At 73.1% G+C, this 12584-nt stretch carries 12 protein-coding genes; 5 read left to right on the top strand and 7 right to left on the bottom strand.

Going from position 1 to position 12584, the window contains the following annotated elements; all coding sequences use genetic code 11:
- Positions 1 to 100: 100 nt before the first annotated feature.
- Together ACZ45Q_RS21265 and betT are read left to right on the top strand one after the other, a co-directional pair.
- Positions 101 to 1060, top strand: a complete 960-nt coding sequence (locus ACZ45Q_RS21265; RefSeq protein ID WP_468263536.1) for a GNAT family N-acetyltransferase — start codon at positions 101 to 103, stop codon at positions 1058 to 1060.
- Between the two features lie 97 nt (positions 1061 to 1157).
- Complete coding sequence (betT, locus tag ACZ45Q_RS21260; RefSeq protein WP_468263533.1) at positions 1158 to 3275, top strand: choline BCCT transporter BetT; 2118 nt, start codon at positions 1158 to 1160, stop codon at positions 3273 to 3275.
- 50 nt (positions 3276 to 3325) lie between these two features.
- Here the strand turns inward: betT and ACZ45Q_RS21255 are convergent, their stop codons facing one another.
- The 3 genes from ACZ45Q_RS21255 to ACZ45Q_RS21245 all read right to left on the bottom strand — a co-directional run bounded on the left by ACZ45Q_RS21255 (position 3326) and on the right by ACZ45Q_RS21245 (position 6285).
- Positions 3326 to 3610, bottom strand: a complete 285-nt coding sequence (locus ACZ45Q_RS21255) for a hypothetical protein (protein WP_468263530.1) — start codon at positions 3608 to 3610, stop codon at positions 3326 to 3328.
- Positions 3611 to 3678: 68 nt separating this feature from the next.
- Entirely contained in the window at positions 3679 to 4032 is a 354-nt protein-coding gene (locus ACZ45Q_RS21250; RefSeq protein WP_468263528.1) for a hypothetical protein, read from the bottom strand.
- Positions 4033 to 4158: 126 nt separating this feature from the next.
- Positions 4159 to 6285 (bottom strand): MMPL family transporter, encoded by a 2127-nt coding sequence (locus tag ACZ45Q_RS21245; RefSeq protein ID WP_468263525.1) that lies wholly within the window; start codon positions 6283 to 6285, stop codon positions 4159 to 4161.
- A 73-nt stretch (positions 6286 to 6358) separates the two neighbouring features.
- On the opposite strand from ACZ45Q_RS21245, the gene ACZ45Q_RS21240 reads away from it, so the two are divergent.
- On the top strand, positions 6359 to 6847 hold the full coding sequence (locus ACZ45Q_RS21240; RefSeq protein ID WP_468263522.1) for a MarR family winged helix-turn-helix transcriptional regulator: 489 nt from the start codon (positions 6359 to 6361) through the stop codon (positions 6845 to 6847).
- A 24-nt stretch (positions 6848 to 6871) separates the two neighbouring features.
- Here ACZ45Q_RS21240 and ACZ45Q_RS21235 read toward each other — a convergent pair whose 3' ends face one another.
- Positions 6872 to 7444 (bottom strand): dihydrofolate reductase family protein, encoded by a 573-nt coding sequence (locus ACZ45Q_RS21235; protein ID WP_468263519.1) that lies wholly within the window; start codon positions 7442 to 7444, stop codon positions 6872 to 6874.
- A 164-nt stretch (positions 7445 to 7608) separates the two neighbouring features.
- Positions 7609 to 8703: an AI-2E family transporter gene (locus ACZ45Q_RS21230; RefSeq protein ID WP_468263516.1), complete on the bottom strand. Its 1095-nt coding sequence runs from the start codon at positions 8701 to 8703 to the stop codon at positions 7609 to 7611.
- A 105-nt stretch (positions 8704 to 8808) separates the two neighbouring features.
- Between ACZ45Q_RS21230 and ACZ45Q_RS21225 the strand changes: the two genes are divergently transcribed.
- Together ACZ45Q_RS21225 and ACZ45Q_RS21220 are read left to right on the top strand one after the other, a co-directional pair.
- Positions 8809 to 9024 (top strand): hypothetical protein, encoded by a 216-nt coding sequence (locus ACZ45Q_RS21225; RefSeq protein WP_468263907.1) that lies wholly within the window; start codon positions 8809 to 8811, stop codon positions 9022 to 9024.
- Between the two features lie 109 nt (positions 9025 to 9133).
- Entirely contained in the window at positions 9134 to 10354 is a 1221-nt protein-coding gene (locus ACZ45Q_RS21220; RefSeq protein ID WP_468263904.1) for a Cmx/CmrA family chloramphenicol efflux MFS transporter, read from the top strand.
- Positions 10355 to 10439: 85 nt separating this feature from the next.
- Here ACZ45Q_RS21220 and ACZ45Q_RS21215 read toward each other — a convergent pair whose 3' ends face one another.
- Entirely contained in the window at positions 10440 to 11369 is a 930-nt protein-coding gene (locus ACZ45Q_RS21215) for an NADP-dependent oxidoreductase (RefSeq protein WP_468263513.1), read from the bottom strand.
- Positions 11370 to 11494: 125 nt separating this feature from the next.
- Positions 11495 to 12547, bottom strand: a complete 1053-nt coding sequence (locus tag ACZ45Q_RS21210; RefSeq protein WP_468263510.1) for a LacI family DNA-binding transcriptional regulator — start codon at positions 12545 to 12547, stop codon at positions 11495 to 11497.
- Between the last annotated feature and the right edge of the window lie 37 nt (positions 12548 to 12584).

The following is a 12584-nucleotide window of genomic DNA, read 5'->3' as shown; positions in this document are numbered from 1 at the left end:
CGGCCGCACAACCGGCAGAGCGCCGAACGCGGGCGCCGGTGGGCCGCCGCCGACGGAAAATCCGTTGCGGCGGCCCATCGGCGCCCCCGACGCTTCCCCCATGCCCCCTGCCTCCCCGCCCCTCGCCTCCCCGCACCCTGCCTCCCTGCGCCCGGCCACGCTCGCCGACGCACCCGCCGTCACCGCGCTCCTCAACGAGATCGACCGGATGGAGATCGGCCGCCCCGAGACGGAGCAGCACACCGTCGAGGCCTACCTGAAGCATCCGGAGACGGACCTGGAGCGCGACTCCTGGCTCGCCTTCGACGGCGGGCGGCTCGTCGCGTACGGACTGGTGTGGGACGAGTCCGGCGGCGAGCGCATCGACATCGACCACTACGTCCTGCCCGACCACCAGCGGACCGGACTGCGGCTCCTGGCCGCGATGGAAGCCCGGGCCCTGGAGAAGGCACGCGGCAACGGCGCCGCCCGCGCCGTCGTGCACCTGCACCTCAACAGCCGGCCCACCACCGACACCGCCCTCCTCGCCGACCGCGGCTGGAAGACCGTACGCCGCTACCACGTCCTGCACCGCCCCGTGGACCCGGCCCGGGACCGCCGGCCCATCCCGCCGGCGGGCGTGCGCCTGCGCAGCTGCGGCGGCGAGGCGGACCGCGTCCGGGTGCACGAGCTGTACCAGGCCGCGTTCGCCGGTCACTTCGACTTCCAGCCCCGCGACTACCGGCAGTGGCTGCACGACATCGACGCCGAGAGCCTCGACTGGTCGCTGGTGTGGATCCTGACCATCGACGACCTGGGCGACGCCGGGTTCCTGCTGGCCCGGGGCGACCGCCGGGCCATGGGCTGGATCCGCAACGTGGGCGTCCTGCCCGAGGCGCGCGGCCGGGGACTGGGCGGCTTCCTGCTCCGGCACGCGTTCGCGGAGTTCGCGGCCCGCGGCCGGGACACCGTCGGGCTCGGCGTCGACACGGCGAACGCGACGGGCGCCCCGCGGCTGTACGCCCGTCACGGCATGGAGGTGCACCACGCCGTGGACACCTGGGAGGCCGTGCTGGCCTGATCCCGCCGTCGGGACACGTCGCCCGGGTGCTGGACTGCGCCGCGCGATTGCTAGGAGACTGGCGCGTCAACTGCGTCGCGCGTGGAGGAACACGTCTATGTCGAGTGTCGGAGACCAGAGCGGCGGGGCGGCACCGGAGGGTGCGGAGGCGGAGACGGAGGGCACGGGCAGGCTGAAACCCGTCGTGTTCGCCGGGTCGGCGGCGCTGGTGCTCGCCATCTCCATCTGGGCGATCGTCACCCCGTCCGGCGCGGAGAAGGCCATCGGCGTGGCCGTCGACAGGATCTCCTCCTGGTTCGGCTGGTACTACTTCCTCGCCGCGACGCTGTACCTGGCCTTCGTGGTGTTCATCGGGGTGTCGAAGTACGGCACGATCAAGCTGGGCCCCAAGCACTACAAGCCCGACTACGGGCTGTTCGCCTGGGCGGCGATGCTCTTCGCGGCCGGCATCGGCATCGACCTGATGTTCTTCTCGGTCGCCGGTCCGGTCAGCCACTACCTCGCCCCGCCGGAAGGCGACCCCGAGACGGTGGAGGCCGCCCGGCAGGCCGTGGTGTGGACGCTGTTCCACTACGGCATCACCGGCTGGGCCATGTACGCGCTGATGGGCATGGTGCTCGGCTACTTCGCCTTCCGCTACCGGCTGCCGCTCGCGATCCGCTCGGCGCTGTACCCGATCATCGGCCGGCGGATCCACGGCCGGATCGGCGACGCCGTCGACCTCGCGGCCATCATCGGCACGGTGTTCGGCATCTCGGTGTCGCTCGGCATCGGCGTGGTGCAGCTCAACTACGGCCTGAAGGTCCTGTTCGACGTGCCGGAGGGGCTCCCCGCGCAGATCGGTCTCATCGTCGTGGCCGCGGTGATGGCGACGGTGTCCGCGGTGGCCGGTGTCGACAAGGGCATTCGCCGGCTGTCGCAGCTCAACGTCCTCCTCGCGGCCCTGCTGATGCTGTTCGTCCTGGTCGTCGGCGAACCGATCCGGCTGCTCAACTCCCTCGTGCAGAACGTCGGCGACTACGTCAGCCGCTTCCCGTCGATGACGCTGAACACCTTCGCCTACGACCAGCCGACCGACTGGCTGGACGCCTGGACGCTGTTCTTCTGGGCCTGGTGGATCGCCTGGGCACCGTTCGTGGGACTGTTCCTGGCCCGCATCTCCCGCGGCCGGACCCTGCGTCAGTTCGTCGCGGCGACCCTGATCATCCCGTTCGTCTTCACCGGTCTGTTCCTGGCCGTCTTCGGCAACAGCGCGCTGTTCGTGGTGCGCGACGGCGACACCGAGTTCGGCCAGACCGCTATGGCCTCCCCCGAACAGGGCTTCTACGGACTGCTGGAGCAGTACCCCGGCGCGCTGTTCAGCGCCGGACTGGCCACGTTCGTGGGCCTGCTGCTCTACGTCACCTCCGCCGACTCCGGGGCGCTGGTCATGGGCAACCTCAGCTCCGACCTGCCCAGCCCGGTGACCGACGCCAAGCCGTGGCTGCGCATCTTCTGGGCGGTGACGACGGGACTGCTCACCCTCGCCATGCTCATCGTGGGCGGCGTGCAGGCGCTCACCGACGCGACCATCATCATGGGCCTTCCGTTCTCCTTCGTGATGTTCCTCATCATGGCGGGGCTCTACCTGGCGCTGCGCACCGAACGCATGCGGGAGGAAGCGCAGATCACCACGCTGCCGGGATCGCTGTCCGGCCGGACCACGCCCCACGGCCCGCCCGGCGCGCCCAACTGGCGTCGGCGGCTGGCACGGGCGATGGCGTTCCCCGGCAGGCGCGCGGCCACCCGGTTCGTCGACGAGGTGTGCCGTCCCGCCTTCGGGGACGTCGCCCAGGAGCTGCGGCAACAGGGCGCCGAGGCCGAGTCCCTGGAGGGCGTGCAACCCGACAACGGCCTCGCCCACGTCGGGCTGCGGGTGCCGATCGGCGAGAGCGACGAGTTCGTCTACCAGGTCTGGCCCGTCGAGACGCCGACCCCCGGGTTCGCCACCCGGTCGGTCACCACGCACGACACCTACGTGCGCTTCGAGGTGCAGCTCGCCGAGGGCAACCAGGGCTACGACGTGATGGGTTACACCAAGGACCAGCTCATCGCCGACATCCTCGACCAGTACGAGCGGCACCTGGAGTTCCTGCGGCTGCACGACGAGGCCGCGGCCCGCTCGGCGCTGCCGGACCACCGTCCGGACGCGCCCGAGGCGCATCTGCCGGAATGACCGGGTGCCGTGCGCCCCGCCGGACGCACGGCACCCTCACGGTCGGGCGGTCACGGGCCGCAGACGCGCTGGGCCTGGGAGGCCGTCCGGTCGCGGTCGGCCTTGGCGTCGGCCACGGCCTGCCGCCCGGCCTCACCGGGGTGGCCGCCCTGGTCGACGAGGTCCCGGTACCACTGCAGCCAGGACTCGTAGTCCTTCTGCGACTTCTCGGCGACGGCCAGCGCCCTTGAGCAGGCGTTCGAGACGGTCGGTGCGGCCTGTGCCGCCGTGGGCAGGGCCAGGACGAGTGCGGCCGCGGCTCCGGCCGCGCCGGCGAACATGCGGCGAGACACCATGGGACACCTCCGTTACGCGGGCGGATCCAGGACGGGAACGTGCGGTTCGGACGGTGGGCGCGCGGGCTCTAGGACGTCAGCGTGACCCAGCGGCTCGCGTCCGCGGCGGCCACACACCTCTGGTAGGGGTTCGGATCGCCCTGCTGCTCCCGGCAGTTCCAGGCGGTCCCGTCGGCACGGACGGTCACCGTGGTCCCGGTCGCGCCGCGTGCCTGCTGCGTGTAGGCTCCGGCGACCCGCAGAGCGGTGGCGCACGACGTCGTCCCGTCGGCCGAGACGGCCAGGCCCGAGGCCCCGTCCGTGCCGCAGACCCTGCCGGGTGCCGCCGCGCTCGTGCCGGTGGTCAGCGCGGTCAGGAGTGTGAGTCCCAGTACGACGACGCTCACCAGGCCTGCTCTGGCGGTGTTCGTGAACGACTGCATCTCCGAGCCTCCTTTCGGACGCACCTCCACCACCATCACCCACCCGGCCCAGCCCTGCCACTCGGCGCACCACCCAACCCGGGAGCGCCCTGCGCGCGGGACGCGGGACTCCGCGGACCCGGCTCCTCACCCGCGGTGTGACGTGCCGTCAGAAGGCTCCCCGGCCGAGGGGCCCGTGGCGGCGCGTGCCAGCGCGCTGGGCCACCACGCCACGCGTCCGATGTCGACCACCAGCGCGGGCACCAGCAGCGAACGGACCACGAGCGTGTCGAGCAGCACGCCGAAGGCGACGATGAACGCGATCTGCACCAGGAACGCCAGCGGAATGACCATCAGCGCCGCGAACGTCGCGGCGAGCACCACACCCGCGGAGGTGATCACTCCGCCGGTCGTGGTCAGTCCGCGCAGCACGCCCTGCCGGGTGCCGTGCGCGAGTGACTCCTCCCGCACCCGGGACATCAGGAAGATGTTGTAGTCGACGCCCAACGCGACCAGGAACACGAAGCCGTACAGCGGCACCGACGCGTCCGTCCCGCCGAAGCCGAGGAGGTGCTCGAAGACGAGCGCCGAAACCCCCAGCGTCGCCGCGAAGTTGAGCGCGACCGTCGCCACCAGCAGCACCGGGACGAGCAGGGAGCGCAACAGCGTCATCAGGATCAGCAGGATGATCGCGAGCACGACCGGCACGATGACCGTCCGGTCCCGGGCGGCGGTCCGCTGGGTGTCGACCTGCTGCGCCGTGTACCCGCCGACCAGGGCGTCGGCCCCGGGGATCGCGTGCACCCTCGCGCGCAGCCGCTCGACCGTCTCCTTCGCCGCGTCGCTGTCCGCGGCGGCCCGGAGGGTGGCGTCGACGCGTACCCGCCCGTCGACGACGAGCGGTTCACCGGCGCCGGGCCGTCCGGAGGCGGAGACCGCGCCGGCCGACGCCACGCCCTCGGTGCCGCGTGCCACGGCGGTCACCTCGGCGGTGCGGTCGGCGTCGGCGATGATGACCGCCGGGTTGCCGGACCCGCCGGGGAAGTGCTCGCCGAGGGCCCGCTGCGCGGCGACCGAGGGGGCGTCGTTGACGAAGATCTCGTCCAGCGGCACGCCCTTGGCGGACAGGGTGGGGGAGAAGGCCGCGCAGACGCCGAGGACGAGCGCGGTCACCACCCAGGTGCGCCGCGGCCGGCGGTCCACCGTCGCGGCGACCCGGTGCCACACGCCGTCGCCCCGCGCCCCCTGAGCCGCCGGCTTCGGCCGGGACGGCCAGTACGCGGCGCGCCCCAGCAGGGCCAGTGCGGCCGGCAGGAAGGTGAGCGCCGAGAGCACGGCGCAGACGATGCCGATGGCGCCTACGGGGCCGAGGGCTCGGTTGTTGGTGAGGTCGCTCGCGAGCAGGGCCAGCAGCCCGAGCGCCACGGTGGCCGCGCTCGCGGTGATCGCGCCGAACGAACGGCGCACCGCGGCCAGCGCCGCCGCGGCACGGTCCCCGCGTGCGGCGAGTTCCTCGCGGAAGCGCGCCGTCAGCAGCAGGGCGTAGTCGGTGGCGGCGCCGATCACCAGGATCGAGAGGATGCCCTGCACCTGTCCGTCGACCCGGACGACGTCCCGCTCGGCCAGGGCGTAGACCACGGCGCAGGCGAGACCCAGAGCGAAGACGGAACCGAGGATGATCACGAACGGCAGCAGCACGCTCCGGTAGACCAGCAGCAGGATCAGCAGCACGGCACCGAGCGCGACCCCGAGCAGCAGCCCGTCGATGCCCGAGAACGCGTCCGACAGATCGGCCCGGCTCGCCGCCGGTCCGGCGATCCTCGCCGTCGTGCCCGGAACCTCCCGGGCCGCGTCGCGCACCGCGTCGAGGGCCGCGGGCAGTTCCTCGCCCAGGTCGGGCGCCAGCTGGACGACGGCCTGCAACGCCTGGCGGTCGGCGGAGAGCAGGGCGGGCGACGGGCGGCCCACCACACCGGGCTCGCCGGCGAGCGCGCCGAGGGAGCGGGTGGCGGCTTCCTGCTGGGCCTCGGTGATCCGTGCCCCGTCCGTGGTCCAGACGACCACGGCCGGCAGGGTCTCGGACTGGTCGAACGCGTCACGGGCCTGAAGGACGCGGGTGGACTCGGCACTCCGGGGCAGGAACGCGGCCTGGTCCTCGGTGGCCACCTCGCCGAGCTTGCCGGCGTAGGGGCCGAGGGTTCCGCCGATGCCCAGCCAGGCGAGCAGCAGGACGAGCGGGATGACCCACCGGACGCGGCGGGCTGCGGTAGTCACGGACGTCTCCCAGGGATCGTCGATTACTCAGTCATCAAGTATCTCGATGATTGAGTGATCGTATACTGGAGGCATGCCCGGCACCGACGACCCCTCCCCGCCGCCTCCTTCCGACGATCCCGTGGGGTTGCAGACCTTCGCCGTTCTGCTGCGCCGGATGAACGGCGAGTTCAACCGGTTCGCCCAGGAGTTCGCCCGGGTGCAGGGCCTGCACCTGACCGACGTGCTCGCCCTGATCGCCATCCTGGACGCCGGCGACGACGGCCCCATGACGCCCGGTGCCCTGCGCCGCCGCCTCGACCTCACGTCCGGCGCCGTGACGGCGTGCATCGACCGGCTGGAGAAGGCCGGGCACATCCGGCGCGTCCGGGCCGCCGGCGACCGCCGGGTCGTGCATCTGCACTACGCGGAAGCGGGGCGCGAGGTCGCCAGGGACTACTTCCGTCCCCTCGCCCGCGGCACCGGCGCGGCGTGCGAACGCTTCACGCGGGACGAACTGGCCGTGGTCGTACGCTTCCTGCGCGAACTGAACGGCGAACTCGCCCTGCTGCCCCGGGGATGACCGGGGCGCGGCCGGGCGGGGGCGTCAGCGGACGACGTCGAAGACGTTCTTCTGCACGCCGTTGGCGTACGCCTCGTGCTCGACCAGCTTCAGCTTCTGGGTGTCCTTGTCCGTGTCGCTGAAGAGGCGCTTGCCGGCACCGAGCAGCAGCGGGAACACCAGCAGGTGGTACCGGTCGATGAGGCCGGCGTCCGACAGGCTCCGGTTCAGGGCGGCGCTGCCGTGCATGATGATCGGGCCGCCCTCGGTCTCCTTCAGCGCGGCGACGTCCTCCACCGAGCGCAGGATCGTGGTCTCGCCCCAGTTCGACACCAGGTCGTCCTCGGTGAGGGTGGTGGAGACGACGTACTTCGGCATCCGAAGGTAGTCGGCGAACTCCTCCATGTCCGGCCAGACCGGGCTGAACGCCTCGTAGCTGACCCGGCCCAGCAGCAGGGCCGCGGCCTCCTGCTGCTCGCGGCCCTTGATCTCGTAGGCCTCCGGGAGGAACTCGACCTCCTTGAAGGTCCAGCCCGAGTTCCGGTAACCGGGCTCGCCGCCCGGGGCTTCCACGACGCCGTCGAGCGAGACGAAAGCGGTGCTGATCAGGGTGCGCATCTGAGGTCTCCTGGAGTTCCGTGGCCGAGGCTCGGCACAGGCGGGCGGGGTCGCGGCCGGCGGCCCCGCGGGCGCGGGAACCACCAACTGTCACTCACTGACCCCGCCCGGCGGGGAAACTCATCGGTCACGGCGCGGGCGGCCCCATGCGCCGCGACCTCCCGTCAGCCGGACGCCGCCGGCTCCGGCTCCCGGGGCGGCACGCTGAGCTGCTCGCGGACGTATCCCCACACCACGGCGATCAGCGCCGCGGCCGGTACGGCGAGGAGGCTGCCCACGATGCCGGCCAGGCTGCCGCCCAGCGTCACCGCGAGCAGGATCACCGCCGCGTGCAGACCGAGGCCACGGCTCTGGATGACGGGCTGGAAGACGTTGCCCTCCAGCTGCTGCACCACCACGATGATCGCCAGCACGATCAGCGCGTCCGTCAGGCCGTTCGACACCAGGGCGATCAGCACCGCGACGAACCCGGCGAACAGGGCGCCCACGATCGGCACGAACGCGGACACGAACGTCAGCACGGCCAGCGGGAGCACCAGCGGGACCCCGAGGATCCACAGGCCGAGGCCGATGAAGACGGCGTCGAGCAGGCCGACGAGCGCCTGCGAGCGCACGAAGGACCCGAGCGTGTTCCAGCCGCGCAGGGCGACGGTCGGGACGTCGACGGCGAGCCGGCCGGGCAGCTGCCGGGTGAGCCAGGGCAGGAACCGCGGCCCGTCCTTGAGGAAGAAGAACATCAGGAAGACGGCCAGGACGGCGGTGATCAGGCCGTTGGCCACGGTGCCCACCCCCGTCGCCACGGCGGTGACCATGCTGCCGACGCTGTCCTGCAACCGGGCCATGGCGGAGTCGACGGCCCCGGTGATCTGGTCGTCGCCGATGTTCAGCGGCGGCCCCGCCGCCCACTCGCGCAGCTGCTGGATGCCCGCGGTCACCCCGTCGGTCAGCTCGTCGGTCTCGGAGGCCATCGGCACCGCGATCAGCGCCACGATGCCCAGGGCCGCCAGCAGGAACAGCACGGTCACCGTCGCCGCGGCCAGCGCCGGCGGCCACCCGTGCCGCCGCAGGAAGCGGGCCAGGGGCCAGGTGAGCGTCGTCAGCAGAAGGCCGACGACGAGGGGCCACACCACGGACCACATGCGTCCGAGCAGCCAGAGGCCGGCAGCGACCAGGGCGCATATCAGCAGCAACTCCACGGACACCCGCGCGGTCGTGTGGAGTGCGGAGCGAACTCTCGCGGAATTCAAGGAGGCAGACACGAAGGTCACCCTATGGGTGCCCCGATCCGCCCGGCCGCCGGGCCGCGTACCGCCCCCGACGCACCCCGCATGCGCGCCGACCGGGCCCGGCGCACCCTGGGAGGCATGGCCGACGATCTGCCCGTGGTGATCTACCCGCCCGCCGCCGACGGCGGCCGGCGGGTCCGTGTCGACGGAACCTTCCTGGGCCTGGCGTACACCTTGGTGGACATCGCCGAGTTCCTGCGCCGAGCGGGCATGGAGGACGTGGAGGCGGCGGACATCCGGACGGCCGGCTGGATCGAATGGCGGGGCGGCGGGCCCGGCGTCTGGGAGCACTGACGCCACCGGCCGCATCCTGAGACGGCGGGCCGGTGCGGGAATGCCCGCCCGGGGGCCGTCGTTGTCAACGATCATGCCCGATCCTTCCGTACGCGGCGCGGCCGCGCGCATGCCGCTCGCCGTCTACCTCCTCGGCCTGTCCGTCTTCGCGCTCGGCACGAGCGAGTTCATGCTCTCCGGCCTGCTGCCGCCGATCGCCGACGACATGGACGTGACGATCCCGCAGGCCGGACTGCTGATATCGGCGTTCGCGATCGGGATGGTGGTCGGTGCGCCGCTGCTCGCCGTCGCGACACTGCGGCTGCCGAGGAAGACCACGCTCGTCACCCTGCTCGCGGTGTTCGGCCTCGGCCAGGTCGCGGGCGCCGTGGCGCCGAACTACGCGGTCCTCTTCGTCTCCCGGGTCGTGAGCGCCCTGGCGTGCGCCGGATTCTGGGCGGTGGGCGCCGCCGTCGCCATCGCGATGGTGCCGCGGACCGCGCGGGCCCGCGCGATGGCGGTGATGATCGGCGGGCTGTCGATCGCCAACGTCCTCGGCGTCCCGGCCGGCGCGTTCCTCGGCGAGCACCTGGGCTGGCGGTCCGCGTTCTGGGCGGTGGGTGCGGCCTCCGCCGTCGCGCTCGTCGGCGTGGTCACCCTGGTCCCGCGCATCCCGCTGCCCGAACGACGCCCCCGGCTCAAGGGCGAGTTGACCATCTACCGCGACCGCCAGGTGTGGCTGTCCATCGCCGTGACCGCGCTCGCCGCGGGCGGCGTGTTCTGCGCCTTCTCGTATCTCGCCCCGCTGCTCACCGACGTCGCCGGGCTGGCGGACGGCTGGGTGCCGATGGTGCTCGCCCTGTTCGGGGTCGGGGCGCTGGTCGGCACGACGATCGGCGGCCGGGTCGCCGACGCCCACCTGTTCGGCGTGATGCTCTCCGGCATCGTCGCCTCGACCGTGCTGCTGGCCGCCCTGGCGCTGTTCGCCTCGGCCTCCGCCGCCGTGGTCGCCCTGTCGTTCCTGCTCGGCGTCTCCGCCTTCTACACCGCGCCGGCGCTCAACGCGCGGATGTTCAACGTCGCGGGCGCAGCCCCGACGCTCGCGGGCGCGACGACGACCGCCGCGTTCAACCTGGGCAACACCGGCGGCCCGTGGCTCGGAGGCACGGTCATCGACGCGGGCTTCGGCTTCGCCGCCACCGCCTGGGCCGGCGCGGCGATGACCCTGGTCGCGATCGCGCTCGTCGTCGTCTCCCTGCGGCTGCACAGCCGGTCGCGCGTCGTGATGTCGGGGCCCGCCGCCCAGTCCGCGGGCGCGGTCACCGCCCGGGAAGCAGCCCCCCGGGGCTGAGCGGGTCACCCCGGCCGGGGCGGACGTCGACGTACGCACGACGGCGGCGAGGTGCGCCGCACCTCGCCGCCGCCCGCGTCCCGCCTCAGTGATCGCCGACCGACAGCACCAGCTTGCCCCGGGTGCGGCCCTCGGCGCTCAGCCGCCACGCCTCGGCGGCCTCGGCGAGCGGGAGGACCCTGGCGACGGGGACCGTGAGCCGGCCCTCGTCGGCCAGCCGGCCCAGGGCGGCCAGGCCGGCCGAGTCCGGCCGCACCCACACGTACCGCCCGCCCCGTGCCGCGGCGTCCGGGTCCACGATCGAGGCCAGCCGCCCGGCGTCCCGGAGCAGGTCGAGGGAGGCGTCGATGGCGTCGCCGCCGACGAAGTCCAGCGCGGCGTCGACGCCGTCGGGAGCGAGCGCCCGCACCCGGTCGGCGAGACCGTCCCCGTAGGTCACGGGCTCGGCGCCCAGACCGCGCAGGAACGCGTGGTTGGACTCGCTCGCGGTGCCGATCACCCGGGCACCCCGGGCGACGGCGATCTGCGTGGCCAGCGAGCCCACCCCGCCCGCGGCGGCGTGGACGAGCACGGTCTCGCCCTCACGCACGCCGACCCGCTCCAGCGACTGAAGCGCCGTCAGGCCGGCCAGCGGCATTCCGGCGGCCTCCTCCCAGGAGAGCGAGGCCGGCTTGCGGGCCAGCAGGCGCACGTGCGCCGACACCTTCTCGGCGTACGACCCCAGCTCCGCCCAGTCCTTGCGGATGTAGCCGAACACCTCGTCACCGGGGGCGAACTCGCCGACGTCGAGCCCCACCCGCTCGACGACCCCGGCGACGTCCCAGCCGGGGATCTGCGGGAACCGGCTCTCGACGAAGTCGTCCAGCATGCCGGCGCCCAGCTTCCAGTCCACCGGGTTGACCCCCGCGGCCCGCACGCGGACGAGGACCTCGCCGGGGGCCACCTTGGGTTCGGGCTGCTCGGTCAGTTCCAGGTCGTCGGCGGAACCATAGCTCTTGAGTGTGATCGCCTTCATGGCCGCGAGGATACATGCGTGCGCGCGGTACTGCCGTGCGCAAAAAATGCGCTTGCATGAAAATCGCCCGGCACGTCGCCGACGCCGCCCCGCGACGCCGGCCCGGCGCGGGCGTCGCCCGGCCGTCAGCGCCGCTCCACGCCCTCGGTGCTCTCGCGCAGGACGAGCCGGTGCGGTACCACCAGGTCCTGGGGGGAGCGGTCGTCCGCCCGCGCCGTGTCCGCCCCGGCCTCGCCGGCCGCCTCCTCCATCCGGCGTTGCAGCAGCTCGACGGCGACCCGGGCCACGGCGGCCTTGTCGGGGGCCACCGTGCTCAGCGTCGGCACGCTGAACCGCCCGCCCTCCACGTCGTCGAAGCCGACGACGGCGACGTCCTCGGGCACCCGCACACCGTGCTCGTGCAGTGCCCGCAGGGCACCCAGCGCCAGTTGGTCGTTGAAGCAGAGCAGCGCGTCGAACCGCATGCCCTCGCGCAGCGCCCGGGCCACGGCCTCGGCGCCGTCCGGCATCCGGAAGGACCCGACGGGCAGCAGGGCCGCCGGATCGCAGGCGATGCCCGCCTCGGCGAGGGCCGCGCGGTAGCCGCGGGTGCGCGACTCGGCCGTCCCGAGCCGTGCGCCGTCGCGTCCGCCGACGGCCAGGACGGCGCGCCGCCCGAGGCCGATCAGATGCTCGGTCGCCTCCCGCGCGGCCTTCTCGTTGTCGATGGCGACATGGTCCGCGCCCTCCTCCAGCAGCTCGCCCAGCAGGACGGTCGGCGGCGCGCCCGCGCGGTCGCGCAGGTCGTCGGCGGTCAGGGCGAGCGGGCTGAGGATGACCCCGTCGACGAAGGTGGACCCGAACCCGGCCAGGGCCGCCAGCTCGTGGTCGCGGTCGCCGCCGGTCTGGTGGATGAGCACGGTCAGGGAACGCCGCTCGGCCTCGCGGATGACGTGCCGGGCCAGTTCGGCGAAGTACGGGACGTCCAGCTCGGGCACGACGAGCGCGATGATGCCGGTCCGGCCCTTGCGCAGATGGCGGCCGGCCAGGTTCACCTTGTAGCCGAGCTGTTCGATGGCCTCCTGGACCACGCGCCGGGTGCGCTCGGAGACATGGGCGTAGTCGTTGATCACGTTGGAGACCGTCTTCTCCGACACCCCCGCGTGCCGTGCGACGTCCTTGATCCTGGGTCGTGCCACCGGAACCTCCCTGCCCCTCGGACCCGCCGAGTCTAAG

Source organism: Streptomyces sp. NPDC031049 (genome assembly GCF_055571015.1).
Note: the sequence above shows the minus strand (reverse complement) of the source record. Positions and strands in the feature narration are given on the sequence as shown.